Here is a 23,281-nt window from a genome sequence, read left to right on the forward strand (position 1 = left end):
GCTCACCCCCGGGCGAGGTCCGCGGCACCGATCATGCCGGCGCGGTTGCCGAGGACGGCGGGCACGATCGCGGCCCGGGGACGGAAGCCCCGGCCGGTCAGCTCGCGGTCGAACGCCGCCCGCACCGGGGCGAGCAGCAGGTCCCCTGCCGCGGCGACCCCACCGCCGACCACCACGACCTCGGGGTCGAGGACGGCGACGAGCGAGGCGATGCCGTGCCCGAGCCAGCCGCCGACCTCGGCGAGCAGGCCGAGGGCACCCGCATCGCCGGCCACGGCCGCGGCGGTGACCATCGGCCCGGTGATCGCGGCCGGATCGCCCCCGGCGGCCTCGAGGACCGCGGCGCTGGGCGCCGCCTGCGCGGCACGGACCAGGGCGGTGCCGCTGGCGTAGGACTCGAGGCAGCCACGGTTGCCGCAGCCGCATGGCAGGCCGTCGGGGACGACGCACAGGTGGCCGATCTCGGCGGCGACGCCGTGGGCGCCCCGCAGCAGCAGGCCCCCGGTGACCACGCCGCCACCCACGCCGGTGCCGACCGTCACCATCAGCTGGTGCTCGGCGTCGCGGCCCGCACCGTGCCGGAACTCCCCCCAGGCGGCCACGTTGGCGTCGTTCTCGACGATCACCGGCAGCCCCGTCCGACGGGCCAGGTCTGCCCCGAGCGGCTCGTTGCGCCACGCGATATTGGGGGCGAAGAGCACGGTCGAGCGGTCCGCGGCGACGTAGCCGGCCGCACCCACGCCGACCGCGCGCACCGGGTGTCCCGCGGCCAGCTCGGAGACGAGCCCCGCGACGGCCGTCGCGATCGCGGTGGCGTCGGTCGCCGGCGACTCGACCCGGGCCTCCCCGACGATCCGGCCGCCGGCGTCGACGACGGCACCGGCGATCTTGGTGCCGCCGATGTCGATCCCGCAGGTGAGGTCGCGGGTCACGGCCCCGGGTCCGGCCCGTCGTCGTCGAGGTCGATGTGCTGCACCTCGGGGCCGCGCGGGGCACCGGAGCCGCCGGCGGGTGACTGGGGCAGGGTCTCGAGCAGACCCGCGGCGGCCTGGAGCAGCGAGGAAGCCGCCACCGCGAGATGCGCCTTGACCTCGGGCGAGGTCTGCCGCACCGCGTGGACCACCCGGCAGACCGGGCAGTAGCGGCACTCGGCCGCGCCCGTGGCGAGGTGCTCGTCGACGTCGTGCGCCATCGCGGCGGCCTGGCCGGCCAGCCCGGCCAGATTGCCCAATCCACCGGCGGCGTCGCCGGAGTGCTGCCTGGCCAGGTCGGCGAACGCGCCGAAGAGCTTCATCGCCTCCTCGCCCACGCTGCCGACGTCGTGCTTCGGCTGGTCCTTCGACCGGTCGTCGCTCACCTGGACTCCTTCCCCGTCGCCACGGGATCGGGCTCCGCGAACCGTACCCGCAGCTCGCCCTCGACCACGCCGGCGCCCGCCACCCGCAGTCGCGCCAGACCCGGCGGGAGCGTCATCAGCCGCCGGTAGGAGCCGACGGTCATCACCAGCTCGTCGCCGTTGCGCGCGAGGTCGACCTCGGCCCGGGTCACGAACGGCAGCGCGAGGTGCACGACCGCGCCGGACTCACCGCGGGTGACCCGGAACGGCCCGTCCCCGGTCGGTACGGCGAGCGGGTCGGCGCCGTCGTAGAGGTCGGTGGCGAGCGCGGTCAGCGCGGCGACCCCCACCGGCTCGGCGGGCTGGTACTCCGAGGTCCACACCGGCAGCCCGCCGAACGACTGCGCGACCTCACGCAGCACGTCCGCCTGCGCGGCCACCCAGCCGGCCCGCCACGGGTCGCTGTCCCCGTCGGGGAAGACCCGGTTGGCGACCACGCCGTCGACGCGGTAGCCGAACAGGCACAGGCTCGTGTAGGCCCGACGCGCCTCGGCGAGCACCACCTGCTCGGGGGTGAGCACCAGCCGGACGCTCGCGTCGGCGCCGGACAGCAGCGCGTGGACGTCGTCCAGCTCGCCGTGCAGGCGGGTGATCGCGTCGAAGACCGCGTCCCCCGGCATCGGCACGCCGGCCGCCCGGTTGAGCACCGGGCGCAGCGCCTTGACCAGGCGGCGCTGGATCGGCAGCAGCCGCTCGAGGTACCAGCCGAGCGCCTCGGGCAACGCCAGCAGGCGCAGCGTCTCGGCGGTCGGCGCGCAGTCGACGACGATGACGTCCCAGCGCCCGGAGCGGGCGTGCTGGCGCAGCTCCAGCAGGGCCAGCACCTCCTCGGCACCGGGGATGACGGTCATCTCCTCCGCGGCGACCGGGTCCATGCCGACCGCGTCGAGCACGGAGAGGAGATAGCGCTGGATGTCGGCCCAGGACTGCTCGAAGCGCAGCTGGGCGTCGACCTGCTGGAGGAAGAGGCCGGGTGCCACCTCGGTGGGCTCGGCGCCGCGCCCGGTGGCGGCCGCACCATAGGCGTCGGCGAGCGAGTGCGCGGCGTCGGTCGAGATCACCAGCGTGCGCAGGCCACCGGCCGCGGCGAGGGCCGCCGTACCGGCCGCGACGGTGGACTTGCCGACGCCACCCTTGCCGGTGAAGAGAACGATCCGCACGCCGGCAGACTCAGTCGCCGGACTCGACGCGCTTCTTCAGGCCCTTGAGCGCGGTGTCGATGAGGATCTTCTCGCCCTTGCGCTTGAGCATGCCGATGAGCGGGATCGAGACGTCGAGGGCGAGACGGTAGGTGACCTCGGTCGCGCCGCCGGTCTCCCGCAGCACATAGGCGCCTTCGAGCGCCTTGAGCATCTTGCCCTCGACGAGGGTCCAGGTGACCTGACGGTCGCCGTCCCAGACGTAGGCGAGGGTGTACTCGTCCTTGATCGGCGAGACGTCGAGGGCGAAGAACACCTCACGCGCCCGACCCGCCTGGGTGGCGTCGCCGTCGTCGTAGGACGAGCGGACGTCGGCGACGGTGACGCCCTTGGCCCACTGCGGGTACGCCGCGAAGTCGGCGATGACGGCCATCACCTCCGCGGCGGGTGCGTCGACGACGATCGACGAGGACGTCTGTTCGGCCATGCCGGAAGGCTACCGGACCCCCGGCTCGCCGAGGCCCGGGTCCTCGGCGTGCCGCAGGTCACGGCGGATGCGGGAGTAGGCTGCTGGCGCTTGTTGCCGGCGCGTCAGACCAGGAGAAACGGTGCGCGAGTACTCCACCCCGCAGACCATCGAGATCCCGACTACCGGCAATCTCACCGACGACGTGGTGCGCAACGCGGCCGAGGCGCCGCGGGCCGTGCAGTTCAGCCGTGCCACCGCCGACGGCGGCTGGGACGACGTCACCTGCGCCGACTTCCTCGACGAGGTCACCGCGGTCGCCAAGGGCCTGCTCGCGGCCGGGCTGCAGGCGGGCGACCGGGTCGCGATCGTCTCCCGCACCCGCTACGAGTGGACGCTGCTCGACTACGCGATCTGGTTCGCCGGCGCGGCGACGGTGCCGATCTACGAGTCCTCCTCGGAGGAGCAGATCCACTGGATCCTCTCCGACTCGGGCGCCCGGGCGGTCGTCTGCGAGGACGCCGGACACCGCGGCCGGGTCGAGGCCAGCCGCGACCGGCTGCCCGCGCTCGAGCATCTCTGGGCCCTCGACGACGGCGCGATCGCGACACTGACCGCGCTCGGCACCGGCGTGAGCGACGACGACCTGGAGGCGCGGCGGCAGGTCGCCGGTCCCGCCGATCTCGCGACCCTGATCTACACCTCCGGCACGACCGGCCGCCCCAAGGGCTGCATGCTCACCCACGACAACTTCCAGACCGAGCTCTGTGTCGCGGTGGCCGAGCTGGAGCGGCTGTTCGTCACCGAGGGCGCCTCGACGCTGCTCTTCCTGCCCCTGGCCCACGTCTTCGCGCGGATCATCCAGGTCGGCTGCGTGAAGTCCCGCACCCGCCTGGGGCACAGCGCCGACATCAAGAACCTGCTCCCCCAGCTGGCGACCTTCCGGCCGACCTTCATCCTCGCGGTCCCGCGGGTGTTCGAGAAGGTCTTCAACACCGCGTCGCAGAAGGCCACCGCCGACGGCAGGGGCAAGATCTTCGACCGTGCCGCGGAGACCGCCATCGCCTACTCCCGAGCGCTGGACGGCGGCCGCGTCCCGGTCCGGGTCCGGGCGCAGCATGCCCTCTTCTCGCGCCTGGTCTACGCCAAGCTCCGGGCGGCCCTCGGCGGCAACTGCGAGTTCGCCGTGTCCGGGGGCGCCCCGCTCGGCGACCGCCTCGGCCACTTCTACCGCGGGATCGGCGTGACCGTTCTCGAGGGCTACGGCCTGACCGAGACCACGGCGGCGCTCACCGTCAACCTCCCGGACGCCCAGAAGGTCGGCACCGTCGGGCGCCCCATCCCCGGCACCGCCGTACGGATCGCGGACGACGGCGAGCTGTTGTTCCGCGGCGGCCAGGTCTTCAGCGGCTACTGGAACAACCCGGAGGCCACGGCCGAGGCGATCGACGGCGAGGGCTGGTTCCACACCGGCGACGTCGGCGAGGTCGACGACGAGGGCTTCGTGCGGATCACCGGGCGCAAGAAGGAGATCCTGGTGACCGCCGGCGGCAAGAACGTCGCCCCGGCGGTGCTCGAGGATCGCGTGCGCGCCTCGGCGCTGGTCAGTCAGTGCCTGGTCGTGGGCGACGGCCAGCCGTTCATCGCGGCGCTCGTCACCATCGACGAGGAGGCCTTCCCGGCCTGGGCCGAGCAGCACGGCAAGTCGGGCAAGGTCGCCGACCTCGTCGACGACGCGGACCTGCGCGCGGAGGTGCAGGCCGCGGTCGACGAGGCCAACAAGGCCGTGTCCAAGGCCGAGTCGGTCAGGAAGTTCGCGATCCTGCCGTCCGACTGGACCGAGGAGGCCGGCCAGGTGACGCCGAGCCTGAAGCTGAAGCGGAACGTCGTGATGCGGGAGTGCCGCGACGAGATCGCCGCGCTCTACGCCTGAGCGCGGATCCAGGCCGAAGGACCCCTATCGCACGGGACCGGCGAGGGACCATAGTCCCGACGGGCCATCCCGCAGGTTGCGATCGGACATCATTCGGCGGCATTTGCCCATTTCGCTCACGCCACCGGCGCGGACTTCGCTAGCCTCGCGGTGCGCTGCAGCCGGGAGCTGCGGACTCACACATGGGGAGCGGGAGGGCTCTGAAAGTGGACCGTCGCAGATTGTTGCTCGTCGTAGCAGCGGTGATCGCCGCGCTCGGCGTCGGGCTCGTCTTCGTGTTCGCCCGTGGCGCCGAGTCCCGTGCCGCGGAGAAGTACCAGACCACCCTGGTCGTCACGGTCGCCGCGGGGAAGACCGTCCTCCCCGGCGAGAGCGTCAAGTCCGCCCTCGACACCGGCAAGCTCGCCGAGACCGAGGTCCCGCAGGGCCAGGTCCTCGACAACGCCCTGCGCCAGAGCGACCTGGGCAACCTCGACGGCAAGGTCGCGCTGACCACGCTGTACGCCGGCGAGCAGCTGCTCTCGACCAAGTTCGGCGGGGTCGGCGACACCATCGACGTCGCATCGCTGCCGCTGCCGCAGGGCATGATCGCCAAACCGGAGTCCTTCGACCTGCCGGTGGGCTCCTTCATCGAGCCCGGGTCGCAGCTCGCCGTCTTCCTGACGGTGAACCCGGCCACGCCGACCTGTCTCCTCATCGACCGCGTGACCGTCCTCTCCAAGGGCGCGCAGACCACGACCACGGCCGAGGGCGGCGCTACCGAGGGCAGTGCCCCGGCCCTGCACCTGGCCGTGACCCAGCAGCAGTTCGAGTGGCTTCAGGACGGTCGGGAGCGCGGCAAGCTCTCCGTGGCCCTGCTGAACTCGGAGAGCGAGGTCCAGCTCGACAAGACCGGACCCTGTGCCACCATCCGCGACAGCGAGTGAGGTCTTCTCATGCCGGTTCTCGTCGAACAGGACCCCACCCTCGTCGACAGCCTGGTCCGGGCGATGCCCGCCGGCTCCCAGGCGGTCGCCACCACCGAGCGGGCGCTGGCCTGGCTCGACCAGCACCCTGACGAGTACGTCGTGGCTCTCGGGCCGTCGGTCGAGCTGCTCGTGGCGCTCGCGACCGCGGAGGAGCTGCGCATCAGGCGGCCGACCGCCAGCGTCGTGCTGGTGCGCGACCACTTCGACACCGACGTCCTCACCCGGGCGATGCACGCCGGCGTCCGCGACGTCGTGGTCGCGGGTGGCGACGAGAAGGCGCTGACCAGCGCGGTCGAGCGCGCTCACCAGCTCTACCAGGCGCTCCGCGGCCCGGGCGGGGCCCGGCAGCTCGGCCGGGTCGTGACCGTCTTCTCCCCCAAGGGCGGCGTCGGGAAGACGACCTCCGCGGTCAACCTGGCGCTCGCCCTCACCGACCGAGGTGCCCGCAAGGTGTGCCTGGTCGACCTCGACCTCGCCTTCGGCGACGTCGCCATCACGATGCAGCTCTTCCCGACCCACTCGATCGAGCAGGCCGTCGGCTCCGAGGACTCCATCGACCTCGCGATGCTCGAGGGCCTGCTGACCCGGCACCAGGACACACTGACCGTGCTCGCCGCACCTGCCCACCCCGACGTACGCGAACGGGTGACCCCGCTGCTGATCTCCCGGATCCTGCGCGCGCTGCGCGACGGCTTCGACTACATCGTCGTCGACACCTCGCCGTCGTTCGACGACGCCACCCTGACGGCGCTGGACGAGACCGACGAGTGCGTGATCGTCGCGACGCTCGACGTACCCACGCTGAAGAACGTCAAGGTCGCCCTCGAGACGATGGACATGCTCAGCATCGCCCGCGGGCACCGGCACCTCCTGCTCAACCGGGCCGACGACCAGGTCGGCATCAGTGTCGAGAAGGTCGAGAGCATCCTCGGCATGCCGGTCAGCGCCCAGGTCGCCACGGCGGTCGACATCGCCGCCGCCACCAACGCCGGCACGCCGATCGTCTCGCACAAGCCGGGGCACCCGGCGAGCCTCGCGTACGCGCACCTCGCCGGGTCGGTGACCGGACAGCCGATCCCCGCCCCGACGGCGGCGGCCCCCGCGTCCGTCGAGGCACCCCGCTCGCGCGGACTGTTCCGTCGCGGGAGGAGCTGAGCCATGTCCAGCCTCTCCGAGCGTCTCGCCGCCGCCCGTCGTGAGGCTGCGGCCCAGGGCCGGCACGCCGCGACGCCGACCGCCGACGCCGCGCTCCTCGCCGACGTCGTCGGCGCGACCGAGCCGGCCGCCGACGTTCCGGTCCCGGCGCGGACCGAGCCGGCGGCCACCGAGCGCCGGGCCCCCGGCCCGCTGTCCTCCCGGGCCGCGGCCGCGGCCGGCGAGAGCCGGGGCGGACGCCGGATCGCCGGCACCGAGTCCGACCGGCTCGAGGACCTCAAGTCCAGCGTGCACGCGGAGCTGATCAAGCAGCTCGGCCCGCATCTGTACGACGCCGAGATGGACCAGGACGAGCTGGACCGGACCGTACGCACCGTCCTCTCCGACGTCCTGGGCTCCCAGGACCGGCCGCTCAGCGCCGCGGACCGGGCGCGGGTGACCCAGGAGATCACCGACGACATCCTCGGCTACGGCCCGATCGACCCCTACCTGCGCGATCCCGAGGTCTCCGAGGTCATGGTCAACGGCCACGACGACGTCTGGCTGGAGAAGGACGGCCGGCTGGTCAAGGCCGAGGCGCACTTCGCCGACGAGGCGCACCTGCGCCGCACGATCGACAAGATCGTGTCCCGCATCGGCCGCCGGGTCGACGAGTCCTCCCCCATGGTCGACGCGCGGCTGCCCGACGGCAGCCGCGTCAACGCCATCGTCCCGCCGCTGGCGATCGACGGCTCGGCCCTGACCATCAGGAAGTTCTCGACCGACCCGCTGACCGTGCAGGACCTGATCAACTTCGGTTCGCTGACGCCGCAGACCGCGGACTTCCTCGACGCCTGTGTGCGGGGACGGCTCAACGTCATCGTCTCGGGCGGCACCGGCGCCGGGAAGACGACCACGCTCAACGTGCTGTCGTCCTTCATCCCCACCGACGAGCGGATCGTGACGATCGAGGACGCCGCCGAGCTGCAGCTCAAACAGGACCACGTCGTCCGGCTGGAGTCGCGTCCGGCCAATATCGAGGGCAAGGGCGCGGTGACGATCCGCGACCTGGTCCGCAACAGCCTGCGCATGCGGCCCGACCGCATCGTCGTCGGCGAGGTCCGCGACGCCTCCGCGCTCGACATGCTGCAGGCGATGAACACCGGCCACGACGGCTCCATCTGCACGCTGCACTCCAACGGCCCGCGCGACACGCTCTCGCGCATGGAGACGATGGTCCTGATGGCCGGCATGGAGCTGCCGATCCGGGCGATCCGGGAGCAGGTCGCGTCCGCCGTCGACCTGATCGTGCACCAGACCCGCTTCAAGGACGGATCGCGCCGGATCACCCACATCACCGAGGTGGAGCGGATGGAGGGCGACATCATCACGCTCCAGGACGTCTTCATCTTCGACAACTCGGCCGGGTTCGACGAGAACGGCCGGGTTCTCGGCCGGCTCCGCTCGACCGGACTGCGCCCGAAGTTCCTGGAGAAGCTGGCCTACGCCAACGTCGCGGTGGACCCGACGATCTTCCGGACGGAACGCATCTGATGCGCGGGCAGCGCACTGTCCGCAGGGTAGCGTCGCTGCCGGCCGCCCTCCTCGCCCTCCTCGCCCTGCTGCTCGCCGGGCCGGCGCACGCGGAGGACGGGGGCATCGCGCATGTCGAGTCGACCGGTGACGGCATCCGGATCCTGGTCGACGTCCCCGCCGGCGTACGGGTCGACCTGTCCGGCGCGAGCGCGACCCTGGACGGCGAGGAGCTGGACGCCACCGCGACCAGCACCAGCTCCGGGTCGGCGGTCAGGCGCACCACCGTGCTGGTCATCGACACCAGCAGGTCGATGCGCAGACAGGGCCGGTTCGAGGCCGCCCAGCGCGCCGCCACGACGTACCTCGCCACCGTCCCCGACGACGTCGAGGTCGGCATCGTCAACTTCGACAGCACCGTGGAGGTCGCCCTCGCGCCGACGACCGACCGCGCCGCTGCCCGCACGGTGATCGGTGGCCTGTCCCTGCAGCGCAACACCCTGCTCTACGACGGTGTCATCGCCGCCAACGACGTGGCCGGTGACAGCGGACAACGCTCGCTGTTGCTGCTCTCCGACGGTGCCGACGCCGGGAGCAGGGCCTCGCTGGAGGACGCGACGGCGGCGATCGAGGACGCCGGGACCCGGGTGCACATCGTCGGCCTCGACCTCCCCGAGGAGCAGCTCGCCCCGCTGCGCCTGATCGCCGAGGCCGGCAAGGGCGACGTGATCACGTCCAGCGGCAGCGCCCTGGCCGCCGCGTTCGCCGAGCAGGCCGAGGCCCTGGCCGACCAGGTCCTCGTCACCGCTCCCCTGCCGGACGGCTTCTCGGCCGACGTGGCGACGGTCCAGGTCACCCTCCCGGTCGCCTCCGGTGAGCCGGTGGTGGCCCGCGCCCTCGCCAAGATCGAGACCGCCAGCACGCCCGGGGCCGCCGCGCCGCTGCCGACGATCTCCGACGACGGCACCGGCTGGACCGCACCCGGCTGGCTGCTGTGGGTCGGCATCGGCGTGTTCGCCGCGGGCGTCCTCGCCGTGGCCCTGCTGCTCGTGCCGGCCCGCCCGGCCCCGATGAGCATCGCGGACCGCGTGACGGCGTACAGCACCCGGGTGACGGGGCTCGAGGAGCGCCAGCAGCACAAGCCGCAGGCGGACCCGGTGCTCGACCAGGCCAAGGCCGCCGCCGCGGGGATCCTCGAGCGCAACAGCGCGCTCAACGACCGGATGACCCGGCGTCTCGCCGCCGCCGGCAGCGAGTTCAAGCCGTCGGAGTGGCTGCTGCTCCACATCGGCACCGTGCTCGCCGGAGGCGTTATCGGCCTGCTGCTCGGACGAGGCAGCATCATCGTCGGCATCCTGCTCATGGTGGTGGCCTTCTTCCTGCCGCCGCTCTACCTGACCTACATGGCCGGGCGCCGGCGCCGGGCCTTCGACGCGGCCCTCCCCGAGGTGCTGCAGCTCCTGTCCGGCGCGCTGAGCGCCGGTCTGTCGCTGGCCCAGGCCGTCGACACCGTGGTCCGCGAGGGCCCCGAGCCGATCGCGTCCGAGTTCAAACGGGTGCTCGTCGAGGCCCGGATCGGCGTGGCGATCGAGGACGCCTTCGAAGGCGTCGCCGACCGCTTCGAGAGCAAGGACTTCCGGTGGGCCGTGATGGCCATCCGGATCCAGCGCCAGGTCGGCGGCAACCTCGCCGAGCTGCTCACCACGGTCGCTTCGACCATGCGGGAGCGGCAGTATCTGCGCCGGCACGTCCGGGCACTCTCCGCCGAGGGCCGGATGTCCGCCGTCATCCTCTGCGCGCTGCCCGTCCTGTTCCTGCTGTACCTGCTCCTCGTCAACCGGGAGTTCCTCGACCCGCTGCTCCACGACCCGCGCGGCTGGATCCTGTCCGGATTCGGCGTGGTGTGGATGGCGATCGGCACTTTCTGGATGTCCCGCATGGTCAAGGTGGAGGCGTGATGCTGCTCCTTCTCGCATTCGTCCTGCTGATCGGTGCCATCGCCGCCGTGGGAGCCGCGTTCGCCAAGGAGCGGCCTGACGGACTGGCCCGGGCGCTCGACGCCCTGGAGCGGTCCGGCCAGCCCGGTCGCGAGCTCGCCGAGGAGACCGACCGCCCCTTCGCCGACCGGGTCCTGGCGCCGTTCCAGGCCCGGGCGCTGAGCGTCGGGCGCCGCCTCACCGGTGCCGACAAGGCCGAGCGGATCCGGCGGCGGCTCGACTTCGCCGGCAACCCCCGCGGCTGGACCATCGACCGGGTGCTGTCGATGAAGGTCATCTGCGCGGTGGTGCTCCCGATCCTGGTGATCGCCTACGGCGCCCTGCTCGGTGGCTCGGTCACCACGCTCGTCATCGTCGCTGCGGCCGCTGCGGCTCTCGGCTTCTTCGGCCCCGACCTCTACCTGTACAACAAGGCGGCCCACCGGGCCGACCAGATCCGCCGCTCCCTGGCCGACGCGGTCGACCTGCTCACCATCAGCGTCGAGGCCGGGCTCGGCTTCGACGCCGCCGTCCAGCAGGTCGCCCGCAACACCGACGGCCCGGTGGCCGAGGAGTTCTCCCGAGTGCTGCGCGAGATGCAGCTCGGCATGAGCCGCTCGGACGCGCTCAAGGCGATGGGCACCCGCAGCAACGTCGAGGACCTGAACACCTTCGTGGGGTCGATGGTGCAGGCCGACGCCTTCGGCATCCCGATCGCCCAGGTGTTGCGCGTGCAGTCCGGCGAGATCCGGGTCAAGCGGCGCCAGTACGCCGAGGAGAAGGCGCAGCAGGTGCCGGTCAAGATCATGGTCCCGCTGATCCTCTTCATCCTGCCGTGCCTGTTCGTGGTGGTGATGGGTCCGGCGGTGCTGAACGCCCTCGACGCGTTCAACGGCAACTGAGCGGGCAGTTGCGGCACTAGGGTGGAGACCATGCCGAGCAGCCAGACCTACGCGGTGGTGGGCGCGGCGCGTCTCTTCGCGCTGCTGGCCATCGGCGGCCCGATCGCCTGGTTCCACCAGGAGCAGGGCCTGCTCGCGCTGGCCGCCGTCGCCGGGATCTGGATCTACCAGGGGGTGACCGCCACCCGCCGCGAGTTGGAGCTCTCGCTGAGTCCCGCGACCGAGGCCGCCGCGATCGGCGTCGTCTGCGCCCTCGGCATGATCGACGCGCCGGTCATCCTCGCCGCGCTCGTCGTCCCCCCGCTCTACGCCACCGCGATCGCGGGGGTCCGGACCATGCTCCGGACCGTGTTCGTCGAGCTGATCACCGTGGTCGCGCTCGGCCTGATGTGGTGGGAGTCGGTCACCGCGGACCAGGCGGTGGCCATCTTCACCTGGACCATGGCGGGGCTGGGCCTGAGCCTGATCGCTGCCGTCACCTTCTCCTCCGACCGGGTCACCGACCCGCTGGCCCCCTACCGCGACGCCCAGGAGCACCTCAAGCAGCTCAACGACCTGGCCGGCAGCCTGAGCTCGGGCCTCGACGTCGGCGCGCTGGGCGGCGAGCTGCTCAGCCAGGTCAGCGACGACATCCCCAACCGGGCGCTCGTGCTGTACGTGCCCCGAGGAGACACCCTCTCCCCGGTGGCCTCGACGGTCGAGCTCGAGCCGGCCGACGCGGTCGCCGTCGAGACGCTCGCCGGCGACGTCCGGCTGCAGGCACCGGAGGCCGGCCACCCGGTGACGATCGGCGAGGGCTTCGCCTTCCGGGTCAGCGAGCAGGCCATCGTCGCCGGACTCCGGCCCACCGGCTCCGACATCGGCCGCGCGCTCCCCCTGGCCGCGGTGGCCCGCGACCTCGCCGACATCGCGGTCAAGCTGGACGCGGCCCTGCTGTTCGCGCAGTTCCGCGACACCGCGACCGCCGACGAGCGCAACCGGCTCGCGCGCGAGATGCACGACGGTGTCGCCCAGGACATCGCCTCGCTCGGCTACATCATCGACGCACTGGCCGCCCGGCCCGCCGACGAGCAACAGGCCCAGGCCCTCGGCATGCTGCGCGATCGGGTGTCCAAGGTCGTCGCCGAGGTGCGGCAGTCGGTGATGAACCTGCGCACCAGCATCGGTGAGAGCGAGAGCCTCGGCGCCGCCATCAGCAATGTCGCCCGACACCTCTCCGAGGCGTCCGGCATCCCGATCCGGGTCCGGCTCGACGAGCAGCCCACCCGGCTACGGCCGGAGGTGGAGGCCGAGCTCTTCCGGATCGCCCAGGAGGCGATGAACAACGCCGTCAAGCACGCCCGGGCGACGTCCATCGACGTGCGCTGCCAGGTCTACGCGCCCGAGGCGGTCATCACGGTCACCGACGACGGCGTGGGCCTGCAGACGGCCCGATCCGACTCGCACGGGCTGAAGATCATGCGCGAACGTGCCAGACTGATCGGCGCGGACCTCCTGGTCCGCGACAACGCCAGCCGCGGCCTGACGGTCACGGTCGCCCTCAAGATCCCCCGGAGCACGCTCGCCACCGACGGCGCCTCCCCGATCCTCACGGAGCAGCGATGAACCACCCCGCGGGTGACTCGACCACCGTCCTCCTGGTCGACGACCACGAGCTGATCCGCGACGGCCTCGGCGCCGTCATCGACCTGGAGCCCGACCTCAGCGTGATCGCGACGGCAGGTTCCGTCGCCGAGGGAGTCCAGCGCTACCACGAGGTACGGCCGCACGTCGTGATCACCGACCTGCAGATGCAGGACGGCACCGGGCTCGACGTGGTCCGCACGATCCGCAAGGAGAGCGACGCGGTCGGCCTGATCGTGCTCACCATGCACTCCGGCGACGAGCAGATCTTCGCCGCCATGCAGGCGGGCGCCTCCGGCTTCGTCGGCAAGGACGCACCCTCCACCGAGGTGATCAAGGCCGCCCGGCACGCCGCGGTCTCCCCCAAGGCGTTCGTGTGCGCCGGACTGGTCGGGGCGATGATGCGCCGCCAGTCGGCCGAGTCCACCGCGCTGACCGAGCGCGAGCACGACGTGCTGCTGTTGCTCGCCGAGGGCCTCAACGCTGCGGCGATCGGCCAGCGGCTCTACCTGTCGGAGTCGACCACCAAGTCGCACATCGCCCGGATCTACCAGAAGCTGGGTGCCGCCAACCGGGCCCAGGCGCTGGTGACGGCGATGCGGATCGGGCTGCTCTCGACGGTCCAGCCGTCGGCCCGCTGAGCCGCACGGTCCGCGCCCCCGCGGGACCCGCAGCACGTCGTCCGCTGCTAGTCCGAAGTGACTAGCCGCGAGGAGACGAACTCCCGATCCCTCACCGGTGCGATTCCGGCAGAGTTCCCGCTATCGGGGAGCACTCCCCGGGGACAGGCAGCACCAGTGCACACAGGGAGAACCCGATGATCCAGTACCTGCAGCTTCTCATCAACGCCCGCCTCGCCAAGATGGACGAGCGTGGCGCGACGGCGGTCGAGTACGGCCTGCTCGTCGCCCTGATCGCCGCCGCGATCATCGCGGCCGTCCTCCTGCTGAAGGACTCAATCGTGGACGCCTTCTCCGACACGGCCGACAGCATCAACAAGCGCTGACGCGGAGCGAAGGGCGAGCGAGGGCCGGGAGTTGCGGATGCGACCTCCGGCCCTCGCGAGTCTCCGCCGTGCGACCGTGACAGGCAGGGCAATGACGTTCTGGATGCTGATCATGCGAAGGCTCACGTCGCAGCGGGGCGCCACCGCGGTCGAGTACGGCCTCCTCGTCGCCCTGATCGCCGCCGCGATCGTGTCTGCCGTGCTGCTCTTCCGCGGCGAGGTCGTCGGCCTCTTCGAGCACACCAACGCCAGCATCGACAACGCGGTCAATCCCTAGGCCCCGCCTCGAACCGGTTGGCCAGCCCGATCCGCTGCAGCACGGTCGGGTGCGAGCCGAACCACCACTGCGACCACGCCGGAGGTGTGGGGTCGGCGTGGGACCGCAGGGCCAGACGGCGCTGGAGGTCGACGAACGCCTGGGGGGCATTGGTCACCTCCAGGGCCGTCCGGTCCGCCCGGGTCTCGATCGCCCGGCTGATCCCGTTCTGGACCGGCGCCGTCAGCAGCGTCGCGAGCGCGACCAGCGCCAGGACCCGGGGCACCGTGGAGACCTCGTCGCCGTCGGTCCGCCCGCGCCGGGAGCCGGGCAGCACCAAGCCGAGCAGGCCCACGCCCAACAGCGCGCCGGACGCGCCGAGCAGGGTTCCGGTCAGCACGTCGTCGTACTTCGCGTGGGCGAGCTCGTGGGCGACGACGGAGAGCGTCTCGTTGCGCGGCGAGTCGTCGACCAGCGTGTCGTAGAGGACCACCCGACGACTGTGCCCGAAGCCCGAGACGTAGGCGTTCAGCGTGGTCGTGCGCCGCGACGCGTCGGCGACCAAGACGTCGTCGACCGCCACCCCCTCCGCGTCGGCGAGGGCGAGCACGTCGGAGCGCAGCGCTCCGTCGGGAAGCGACACGAACCGGTTGAAGACCGGCTCGACCACCACCGGATAGGCGAACGAGCCGAGCACGACCAGGACGGCGGCCGCCAGGCCCGCGACCGCGGGCCACAGCCGCGGCAGGCGTCGCATGCAGCCCACGAGAGCAGCGACGGCGATCGACGTGCCGACCACCGTCACCAGGAGACCCTTGACCTGGTCGAGACTCCAGGCCGCCCAGCTGCTGGTGACCAGGCCCTCGTCGAGGCCGAGCATCCGCAGCGCGATGCCGAACGGCAGGGCGACCAGCGCGCCGACCAGGCTCAGGGCGAGCACCACCATGATCACCCGGACCCACCACCAGCCACGCAGCCGGGCCGCCCAGCGACGCCCGGTCTGGCCGAAGCCCAGCCACAGCGCCACAGCCAGGGTGACGGCCAGCCGGGACCAGCTCCAGATCCGCCCCCACAGGGCGTAGTGCTCGCCGCGCTCGATCTGCTCGCGCGTGAAGACCGACGACGCGGTCACCGGGTCGGGCAGGCCGCCCGGGACGGGATGCCACGGCACCCGGGCGAGGGCGATCAGCACGAAGGCGGCGGCACCCACCAGCGCGGTGCCGAGCGCGACCCGGCGCACTGCGGCGGTGTTGTCCAGCACGCCGTCAGCCTGCCACGCCGGGCAATCCGGCGAGCCGGTCCTGCCACGCGGCGGTGAGCTCGGCCTCGGTCCAGCCCGCGTGCTCGCGCACCGCGACGACCGGATCGCCGCCGCTGAGGACGTCGGCGTAGATCTCGACCAACGCCCGCTCCCCCGCGTGCTCGGCGAGGGTGACACAGACCAGCCAGGCGGCCTCGTAGACGGCGCCGAGATGGCTGGCCGCCGGATCGAAGTCACCGGGGGCGGGCAGCGCCTTCGGCAGGCCGCCCTGCCGCACCTGCTCGGCGATCTGCCCCGCCGTCGTCGCCAGAGGCAGGTCGACGTCGCGCAGCGCGACGTAGTCGGCGAAGCCCTCCACCAGCCAGAGGGGAGCCTGCCGAGCCGCCACGGCGTCGGTGAGCGCATGCACCGCCTCATGAGTCATCACGACCTGGGCCGCAACCCGGTCGAGGTCGTCGTAGATCCCTCGATTGAGGAACACGTGCACCGGGCTCCCCGCGGCCTCGGTGCCGTCGACGGGCGCGGTGATCGCCGCGATCGCGTCGTACTGCCCCGGCTCGGTGTCGAGCGCCCGCCGCAGGCCGTCGGTGTCGGCCGGGACCTCCACGACCAGGCCACCGTCACCGGGCACGACCGCGCGGACCTGCTCGACGGCACGGCGGGCCGCACCGAGGTAGCGCTCGACCCCGGCGTCCTCGCCCGCCACCGCGACCACCACGTCGCCGGCCCTGCGTACGGCGAGCGGGCCGGTGAGCCACAGCGGGAGCCGGGCACCGTGGCCACCGACCGCGGCGATCGCGGCGCCGTGATCGGCGAAGGAGACGGGGAGCTCGATGCGGGCCGACGCCTCGTCGATCCCGTCGACCTGCCAGGTCACCGCCACCTGGCCGTCCCAGCCGTCGTCACCACGCGTGCGACCGGTCTCGGTGACATAGCGGAGGGTGATGTCGGCGAGCCCCAGCGCGGCCGCGTTGGCGACCACGGCCGTCAGCAGGTCGCGCGCGGCGGCGTCCGCGCCGAGGTCGGCGGCAGCCGGCCCGTCAGCGTCGCGGATCGCGGCCTGGAGGTCGGCCAGGGTGTCGGACGCAGCGGCCGCGTCGGCGACGTCGTCGGTGGCGGCCGGCGGCGGCGCCACGTAGTCGTCCGTGGAGCAGCCACCCGCCACGAGTGCCGCGGCCGTCAGGAGCGCCGCGAGGGCGCGGCACCCTGCCCTGGGCCTCACCCAGGCCGGACCGCTCCGGTGTAGGGCATCTCGTCGAGGTCGGAGACCTTGACGCCGGCGCCCGGGTTGGCCGCGTGCACGATCAGGCCGTTGCCGAGGTAGATCCCGACGTGGCTGATCGGGCTGTAGTAGAAGACGAGGTCGCCGGGCTGCAGGTCGCTCTTCGCGACCCGGGCCCCGCTGCCGTACTGGGCGCGCGAGGAGTGCGGCAGGCTCACGTCGGCCTGGGCGTAGGCCATCATCGTCAGGCCCGAGCAGTCGAAGGCGTTGGGGCCGGCGGCGCCCCAGACGTAGGCGTCGCCGACCTGGGCGAGCGCGTACTCGATCGCCGCGGCCGCACGGCCGGAGGCCGGGATGGAGGTGGCGTCGATCGGGCGGCCCGCGTTGCGGGAGAGGAGCGCCGCGCGCTCCTCGGCCTCGAGCTGGGAGAGCAGGTCCTGCGCCTCCGCCAGCTTGGCGTCGGCGGTCTCCTTCTCCTCCGCGAGCGTCGCCTTGAGCTGCCGGATGTCATCGCGGCGCTGGGCGGTCTGGTCCTTGCGGATGTCGTAGGCCTCGAGCTCGGCGCCGTAGTCAGCGAGGAGCGAGTCCTGCAGGCCCTCCACGGTGGACCGGGTGGAGAGCTCGTCGAGGAAGCCCTGGGAGTCGGCGGACAGCAGCTCGCCGGTCGGGCCGAGGCTGCCGGACTGGTACTGCTGGATGAGGGAGTCGCGCACGTCGGAGCGAACGCCGGCGAGAGCGTCGCCCTGACGGGACTGGTCCGCCTCGAGGGAGGACAGGTCGTCGTTGAGCTCGGAGAGCTCGAGCTCGGCGTCGTTGTAGCGCTCGGCCGCCTGCTCGGACTCGTGGAAGAGCCGGTCGACCCGCGCCTGGACGGTGGTGATGTCGGGCTCCGCCTGAGCGGGACTCGTCGCGCCGCTGATCGACAGCGTGATCGCTCCGGTGACAGCGAGTGCCGCGAGCGCGGCGGTGGTGCGTGTCCGGCCGTTCAGCACGAGCTGGCGGTCCCCTCTGGTTGTCGTACGCCTACCGGGTGAGCTGACGGATTCGGGCACGACTCGCCCTACCCGCACTCCTCGCGCCGGCCGGGTCCGTGCGGACCCCTGCCCTCGCGCCTCGTGCGGGATTCACCCCAGAGTGATTGGTTCCCCGGCTCCGGACCCCGAGCGGTTCCGGACTCAGCGCGGCATCCGCGCGGGTCGGTCGACCCACTTCCTCGGACACCTGAGCGTGCAGCCTAGTCACAGGCCGCGGCCGGGCCAAACCCTCCGGGCGTGTTGGGGACGGACGGGGCGTCCGGACGCCACATCCGTCTCACCTGCCCCGTGAGACACACGGGTCACGGTGGTCACGCAGACTCGACCCGTGGGCCGTCAACGGGCTGGACCAGGCGCAGCGGCGGCACCAGCCCCCCGTCGGCCAGCGCCTCGAGCGCGGCCATCTCGTCATCGCCGATCACCAACTCGGGAGGCGGCCCGAGCAGCACCGTCACCACACAGTCGTGGCAGGCCAGACCTCGCACCACGCAGGTGTCGCAGTCGATCCTCGTCGTCATGCCGGTGAGGCTCGCACCAGCCCCCGACACAACCCCTCGGCGGACCCGCGCATACGGCTCCCGCACCCCGTCCGCGACTGACACAATCGCCGGCGTGAGCGTCGAGCACCGCACCCGGGATCGCCGGACCGCCCGGGTCGGGCTGGTCCTGTTCCTGCTCACCGCGGTGCTCTACGTCGCCACGGCCGGCTACCAGCGCGTGCACATCGACGTGCTGTCAGCCGACGTCGGCGCCTGGCGGATCGCCGCGACGGGCGAGCCCTCGATCGACGGCCTCGACACCTCGTCGATCAACCGCAGTCGGGTCGACCTGTTCTCCACCGTCCACGACGGACGCACCGTGATCGCGCGCTCACCGGGCGTCGTCGCGGCCGGGGTCCCGGCGTACGCGCTGCGCCAGTGGGTCACCGACGCCGGGCCGGACGCCGAGGACTTCACCACGGTGCCTCCCACCGTGACCGCGGCGCTGCTGACGGCGCTCAGCGTGCTCCTCATGTGGGGAGCACTGCTGCAGCTGACGAGGCGGCGCACCGCTACCGCGGCCGCGCTCGTGTTCGCGCTGGCCACACCCGTGTGGTCGGTGGCGGCCGACGGGATGTGGACCCACACGCTGACGGTGCTCGGCATCAGCGGGATGGCCTTCGGCGCCGTCCGCGACCGCTGGCTGCTCGTCGGGCTGTTCGGTGGGATCGCCGTGTGGGGCCGCTTCCACACGGCGCTCATCGCTGCCGGCCTGGCTCTCGCCTGCGCGTACGCCGAACGCTCGCCCCGGATCGTCCTGCGCGCGGGGGCTGTCGGTGCCGTCGTCGCGACGGGTGCCGCGCTGTGGACCCACCGGTTCTACGGCCAGTGGCTGCCCATCGGCGGGTACTCGCCGACGACCTACGTCGACCGCGGCGAGGGGTCGGCCCTGTCCTTCTCGACGACACCCCTCGGCCTCCTGGAGAACGAGGCGGCACTCTGGATCGCCCTGGACCGCGGCATCCTGGTCTGGACGCCGGTCGTCCTAGTGCTTCTGCCCTGCATGCTGCGCTCCTGGCGCACTATGCCGATGTGGTGCCGGGCACTCCTCGTGTCCGGGGTGCTGTACACCCTGCTCCAGGGATGGGTGAACGCCTTCCACGGCGGTGACGGGATCTACGGCTACCGGCTGGGGCTGGAGTTCCTCGCCTGCGCGACTCCCGCGCTGGTCCTGGCCGCCGACATCGCGGGGAGACGCACGCGCGTCCTGCTCACGGTCGCGATCGGCGTCCAGTTCGCCGCCTTCACCCTGGGCGGCGTGCTCAACCGGCCCACCCTCTCGTTCCAGCACCACTGGCACGACAACGCCTTCGCCTCCGGGCTGCGCGACGTCCCGCTGCTGTGGGCCTGGGTGGCGATCAGCATCGCCCTGGTGTTCCTGCTCTCCCGGATGTTCCTGCGGGAGGGACCCCGGGAGGCCTGACCGGGCCGGGGACGGGCGCGGCGTCCGGGATGCGTCGGAGGTGGCGCCTACCGTCGGGGACATGACGGCGGCACCCCTCAGCGGCACCCGACGGTGGGATGCGCAGCGCGGTTTCGACGAGCTCGGCCGGCCGCTGCACGGTGTCACCTTCTGCGTCGTCGACCTCGAGACCACCGGCGGCTCGCCCGGCGACGGCGACATGATCACCGAGATCGGCGCGGTCAAGGTCCGCGGGGGCGAGGTGCTCGGCGAGTTCCAGACCCTGGTCAACCCGCACACCGCCATCCCCGCCTTCATCGCCGTGCTGACCGGCATCACCAACGGCATGGTCGCCGACGCGCCCCCGATCCGCGCGGCGCTGCCGGCGTTCCTGGAGTTCGCCGCTGGCTCCGTGCTCGTGGCCCACAACGCCCGCTTCGACGTGGGCTTCCTCAAGCACGACGCGCTCCGGCTCGACATCGCCTGGCCCGACTTCGACGTCCTCGACACGGTCAAGCTCGCGCGCCACGTGGTGACCCGCGACGAGGCGCCCAACCACAAGCTCTCGTCGCTGGCCCGGGTCTTCCGGTCCGCCACGACCCCCAACCACCGGGCGCTGGCCGACGCCCGGGCCACCGTCGACGTGCTGCACGGCCTGATGGAGCGACTCGGCGGGCTGGGCGTCCACACGCTCGAGGAGCTGCAGGGCTACTCCAGCAAGGTCGCGAGCGCGGCCCGGCGCAAGCGGCACCTCGCCGAGCACCTCCCGCACGCCCCCGGCGTCTACCTGTTCCGCGACGACAGCTCCCGGGTGCTCTACGTCGGCACGTCGCGCGACCTCCGCCGCCGAGTCCGCAGCTACTTCACCGCATCGGAGAAGCGCACCCGGATCGGCGAGATGGTCCAGATCGCCTCGTCGGTCAGCGCCGTCGAGTGCGCGACCCCGCTCGAGGCGTCGGTCCGCGAGCTGCGCCTGATCGCCGAGCACAAGCCGCCCTACAACCGCCGGTCCCGTCACCCCGAGAAGGTCACCTGGCTCAAACTGACCCGGGAGCCGTGGCCGCGACTGTCCCTGGTCAAGCGGGTGCTCGACGACGATGCCGACTATCTCGGTCCCTTCTCGTCCCGCGCCGCCGCGGAGAGCTCCCTGGCGGCGCTGCACGAGGTCTTCCCCATCCGGCAGTGCAACGACCGCCTCGCCCGGCAGCCCCGACGCAGCGCCTGCGTCCTGGCCGAGATGCACCGTTGCCTGTCCCCCTGCGACGGGAGCGTCGATCCGCAGACGTACGCCGCGGTCGTGCGCCAGCTGCGCGACACGCTGCTGCGCCGCCCCGACGACGTCGTCGACCTCGTGCAGGCCCGGATGTCGGACCTGGCCGCCCAGGAGCGGTTCGAGGAGGCGGCCCACCACCGCGACCGGCTGGCCGACTTCGTCCGCGCCGCGGCCCGCAGTCAGCGGCTGACCGCGCTCACCGGCTGCCCGGAGGTGATCGCCGCGCGCCGCGAGGACGACGGCCGCTGGGCGGTCCACGTGGTGCGCCACGGGCGCCTCGCCGCCGCGGGCGTCATCCCGGCCGGCGCCGACGCCGTGACCTACGTCGACGACCTGCGCGCCACGGCCGAGACGGTGCTGCCGGAGGTCGGCCCGACACCCGCCGCGACCGCGGAGGAGTCCGAGCGGATCCTGCGCTGGCTGGAGTCGCCCGGGGTGCGCCTGGTCGACGTCGTCGGCGAATGGACCTGCCCGGTCCAGGGCGCCGGGCGCCACGCGCCGACCTTCGCGAGCACTAAGGTGGGCCCATGATCACCGCCATCGTCTTCGTGCAGGCCGAGACCGCGCGGATCCCCGAGGTCGCGGAGGCGATCGCGGCGCTCGACGGCGTCAGCGAGGTCTACTCCGTGACGGGCCAGATCGACCTGATCGCGCTGGTCCGGGTGAGCTCCCACGACGACATCGCCGCGGTGGTCGCCGATCGTCTCAACAAGGTCGACGGCGTCGTCGACACCGAGACCCACATCGCCTACCGCGCCTACTCCCGCCACGATCTCGAGGCGGCGTTCTCGCTCGGCCTCGACTGAGCGACGTGACCGAGCGGCCCGACGCGGCGCTGCCGCGGTTCCCGCTGCTCGGCCGAGCGATCCCGGTCCTCGTCGGGTGCCTGCTCGCGCTCCTGCTGGTCCTGCTGACCCGGCGCCCGTTCCGGGCCTTCGACACCTACTTCCACCTCCGCCTCGGCGAGGAGTTCCGCGACGGGTGGTCGATCGCCCACCCGGGCCAGCTCAGCAGCGCGTCGACCAACGACTGGGTGCCGACCCAGTGGCTGGCCCAGGTCGGGCTGTCCTGGGTCGAGGACGTGGCCGGCACCACCGGTCTGATCGTCGTCCTCGGCGCGGTCGCGACAGCGCTGACCGGAACGCTGTACCTCGTGCTGCGCCACCGCGCCGGCCCGGCCCTTGCCGCAGCGCTGACCGCGGTGGTCCTGGTCGGCTGGCTGCCCAGCCTGTCGCTGCGCCCCCAGGTGCTCAGCTACCTGTTCCTCCTCGCCGTCGTCGCCGCCTGGGACCGCGCCCGCCGCACCGGCCGCGCGCCCTGGCTGCTCGTCCCGCTGGCCTGGGTGTGGGCGACCTGCCACGGCATGTGGGTCCTCGGCGTCGGGGCGAGCGCCGTGCTCGCCGTCGCCGTGGTCGTCGAGCACCGCCCCTTCCGCCGCGCGTCCCTCGCGCTGCTGGGGGTGCCGGTCGCGATGCTGCTGGCCGCCCTGGTCACACCGGTCGGTCCCCGGCTGCTCTCGGCGGTCCTGCTGGTGAACTCGCGGGCCGAGTACTTCCACGAGTGGCGCGCCCCCGAGCTGATCACGGTGGGCGCCCTGCCGGTGACCGGGCTGCTGGTGGCGGCGGTGCTGCTGCTCGTGCGCCGCGACGGCGTCCGGCCCTACGACATCGGCCTGCTCGGGCTCGGCGGCGTGTTCGCCGTCTACTCCCAGCGCACCCTGCCGCTGGCGCTGATCGCGCTCGCCTGCGTGGTCGCGGGCGCCGCGCGCCGACCCGTGCCGCGGGTCTCCTGGGCCGAGAGCGCCGGCCTGGCCGCCCTCGCGGCCCTCGTCCTGGTGGTGGCCCCCAGCCAATCCGTCCTGGACGACTCCGCCGACGACGTCCGGCGGTTCACCACCGCCCTCGACGCGCTGCCCGCGGGCAGCGTCGTGCTCACCGACTGGCCGACCGGCAGCGTCCTGCTGTGGACCGAACCGCAGCTGGAGATCCCGCTGCACGGTTACGGCGACGTCTACACCGACACCGAGCTGGAGCGGTACGACGACCTGGCGCGTCTCGCGCCCGGCTGGGACGTGACGCTGGCGCGACTGGCGCCGGACGCCGCGCTGCTGCCCCTCGACGACCCGTTGGCCTATGCGCTCGCCGATCGGGGCTGGTCGTTGGTGCAGACCGGCGGCGAGAAGCCGCTCGTCCTGCTGTCGCCGCCGCGCTAGCGGAAC

Annotated in this window: 22 protein-coding genes and 1 riboswitch; of the genes, 14 read left to right on the plus strand and 8 right to left on the minus strand. The window is 72.7% G+C overall.

From position 1 onward, the window contains the following. Nucleotides 1–2: 2 nt before the first annotated feature. The 4 genes from RB608_RS11200 to RB608_RS11215 are packed head-to-tail and all read right to left on the minus strand — an operon-like array spanning nucleotide 3 to nucleotide 3,022. A complete protein-coding gene (locus RB608_RS11200; RefSeq protein ID WP_308087976.1) occupies nucleotides 3–932 on the minus strand; it encodes an ROK family glucokinase in 930 nt (309 codons plus the stop codon). Next, entirely contained in the window at nucleotides 929–1,357 is a 429-nt protein-coding gene (locus tag RB608_RS11205; protein WP_308087977.1) for a hypothetical protein, read from the minus strand. Before RB608_RS11205 ends, RB608_RS11200 begins: the two co-directional genes overlap by 4 nt. Then, nucleotides 1,354–2,556, minus strand: coding sequence for an ArsA family ATPase (locus RB608_RS11210; RefSeq protein ID WP_308087979.1), 1,203 nt, complete (start codon nucleotides 2,554–2,556; stop codon nucleotides 1,354–1,356). Before RB608_RS11210 ends, RB608_RS11205 begins: the two co-directional genes overlap by 4 nt. Nucleotides 2,557–2,566: 10 nt before the next feature. Next, complete coding sequence (locus RB608_RS11215) at nucleotides 2,567–3,022, minus strand: SRPBCC family protein (RefSeq protein ID WP_308087980.1); 456 nt, start codon at nucleotides 3,020–3,022, stop codon at nucleotides 2,567–2,569. Between the two features lie 121 nt (nucleotides 3,023–3,143). On the opposite strand from RB608_RS11215, the gene RB608_RS11220 reads away from it, so the two are divergent. The 10 genes from RB608_RS11220 (at nucleotide 3,144) to RB608_RS11265 (ending at nucleotide 14,353) form a co-directional block, all read left to right on the plus strand. Next, a complete protein-coding gene (locus RB608_RS11220; RefSeq protein WP_308087981.1) occupies nucleotides 3,144–4,934 on the plus strand; it encodes an AMP-dependent synthetase/ligase in 1,791 nt (596 codons plus the stop codon). Between the two features lie 206 nt (nucleotides 4,935–5,140). Beyond that, complete coding sequence (locus RB608_RS11225) at nucleotides 5,141–5,860, plus strand: hypothetical protein (protein WP_308087982.1); 720 nt, start codon at nucleotides 5,141–5,143, stop codon at nucleotides 5,858–5,860. A gap of 9 nt (nucleotides 5,861–5,869) precedes the next feature. Continuing rightward, nucleotides 5,870–7,057 carry an AAA family ATPase gene (locus tag RB608_RS11230; RefSeq protein WP_308087983.1) on the plus strand — a complete coding sequence of 396 codons (1,188 nt, stop codon included), beginning with the start codon at nucleotides 5,870–5,872 and terminating at the stop codon, nucleotides 7,055–7,057. 3 nt (nucleotides 7,058–7,060) lie between these two features. Continuing rightward, nucleotides 7,061–8,590: a CpaF family protein gene (locus tag RB608_RS11235; protein WP_308087984.1), complete on the plus strand. Its 1,530-nt coding sequence runs from the start codon at nucleotides 7,061–7,063 to the stop codon at nucleotides 8,588–8,590. After that, complete coding sequence (locus tag RB608_RS11240; protein WP_308087985.1) at nucleotides 8,590–10,527, plus strand: type II secretion system F family protein; 1,938 nt, start codon at nucleotides 8,590–8,592, stop codon at nucleotides 10,525–10,527. The genes RB608_RS11235 and RB608_RS11240 overlap by 1 nt, the downstream gene beginning before the upstream one ends. Next, nucleotides 10,527–11,447 carry a type II secretion system F family protein gene (locus RB608_RS11245; protein ID WP_308088199.1) on the plus strand — a complete coding sequence of 307 codons (921 nt, stop codon included), beginning with the start codon at nucleotides 10,527–10,529 and terminating at the stop codon, nucleotides 11,445–11,447. The genes RB608_RS11240 and RB608_RS11245 overlap by 1 nt, the downstream gene beginning before the upstream one ends. A 30-nt stretch (nucleotides 11,448–11,477) precedes the next feature. Continuing rightward, complete coding sequence (locus RB608_RS11250) at nucleotides 11,478–13,052, plus strand: sensor histidine kinase (protein ID WP_308087986.1); 1,575 nt, start codon at nucleotides 11,478–11,480, stop codon at nucleotides 13,050–13,052. Next, nucleotides 13,049–13,711: a response regulator transcription factor gene (locus RB608_RS11255; RefSeq protein ID WP_308087988.1), complete on the plus strand. Its 663-nt coding sequence runs from the start codon at nucleotides 13,049–13,051 to the stop codon at nucleotides 13,709–13,711. Before RB608_RS11250 ends, RB608_RS11255 begins: the two co-directional genes overlap by 4 nt. A gap of 176 nt (nucleotides 13,712–13,887) precedes the next feature. Continuing rightward, the gene (locus RB608_RS11260; RefSeq protein WP_308087989.1) at nucleotides 13,888–14,076 is read left to right on the plus strand and encodes a Flp family type IVb pilin; all 189 of its coding nucleotides are present in this window, start codon (nucleotides 13,888–13,890) and stop codon (nucleotides 14,074–14,076) included. Between the two features lie 112 nt (nucleotides 14,077–14,188). Further along, nucleotides 14,189–14,353, plus strand: a complete 165-nt coding sequence (locus RB608_RS11265; protein ID WP_308087991.1) for a Flp family type IVb pilin — start codon at nucleotides 14,189–14,191, stop codon at nucleotides 14,351–14,353. Here RB608_RS11265 and RB608_RS11270 read toward each other — a convergent pair. The 4 genes from RB608_RS11270 to RB608_RS11285 form a co-directional block, all read right to left on the minus strand. Beyond that, nucleotides 14,343–15,593 (minus strand): M48 family metallopeptidase, encoded by a 1,251-nt coding sequence (locus tag RB608_RS11270; protein ID WP_308087992.1) that lies wholly within the window; start codon nucleotides 15,591–15,593, stop codon nucleotides 14,343–14,345. The genes RB608_RS11265 and RB608_RS11270 overlap by 11 nt on opposite strands. 4 nt (nucleotides 15,594–15,597) lie before the next feature. Beyond that, a complete protein-coding gene (locus RB608_RS11275; RefSeq protein WP_308087993.1) occupies nucleotides 15,598–16,815 on the minus strand; it encodes a hypothetical protein in 1,218 nt (405 codons plus the stop codon). Next, nucleotides 16,812–17,807, minus strand: a complete 996-nt coding sequence (locus RB608_RS11280; protein WP_308087994.1) for an NlpC/P60 family protein — start codon at nucleotides 17,805–17,807, stop codon at nucleotides 16,812–16,814. The genes RB608_RS11275 and RB608_RS11280 overlap by 4 nt, the downstream gene beginning before the upstream one ends. Before the next feature lie 13 nt (nucleotides 17,808–17,820). Then, a riboswitch (cyclic di-AMP (ydaO/yuaA leader) is annotated at nucleotides 17,821–18,006 on the minus strand. A gap of 154 nt (nucleotides 18,007–18,160) precedes the next feature. Further along, nucleotides 18,161–18,367 (minus strand): hypothetical protein, encoded by a 207-nt coding sequence (locus tag RB608_RS11285; protein WP_282399995.1) that lies wholly within the window; start codon nucleotides 18,365–18,367, stop codon nucleotides 18,161–18,163. A 94-nt stretch (nucleotides 18,368–18,461) separates the two neighbouring features. Between RB608_RS11285 and RB608_RS11290 the strand changes: the two genes are divergently transcribed. From RB608_RS11290 to RB608_RS11305, 4 genes are all read left to right on the plus strand, one after another. Continuing rightward, the gene (locus RB608_RS11290; RefSeq protein ID WP_308087997.1) at nucleotides 18,462–19,811 is read left to right on the plus strand and encodes a hypothetical protein; all 1,350 of its coding nucleotides are present in this window, start codon (nucleotides 18,462–18,464) and stop codon (nucleotides 19,809–19,811) included. Between the two features lie 61 nt (nucleotides 19,812–19,872). Further along, complete coding sequence (locus RB608_RS11295) at nucleotides 19,873–21,594, plus strand: DEDD exonuclease domain-containing protein (protein WP_308087998.1); 1,722 nt, start codon at nucleotides 19,873–19,875, stop codon at nucleotides 21,592–21,594. Further along, the gene (locus RB608_RS11300) at nucleotides 21,591–21,869 is read left to right on the plus strand and encodes an Lrp/AsnC ligand binding domain-containing protein (protein ID WP_308087999.1); all 279 of its coding nucleotides are present in this window, start codon (nucleotides 21,591–21,593) and stop codon (nucleotides 21,867–21,869) included. The genes RB608_RS11295 and RB608_RS11300 overlap by 4 nt, the downstream gene beginning before the upstream one ends. 5 nt (nucleotides 21,870–21,874) lie before the next feature. Then, a complete protein-coding gene (locus RB608_RS11305; RefSeq protein WP_308088000.1) occupies nucleotides 21,875–23,275 on the plus strand; it encodes a hypothetical protein in 1,401 nt (466 codons plus the stop codon). The last annotated feature ends 6 nt before the right edge of the window (nucleotides 23,276–23,281 follow it).

Origin of the sequence: Nocardioides sp. LHD-245 (assembly GCF_030929495.1) — a bacterium.
Lineage (GTDB): Bacteria > Actinomycetota > Actinomycetes > Propionibacteriales > Nocardioidaceae > Nocardioides.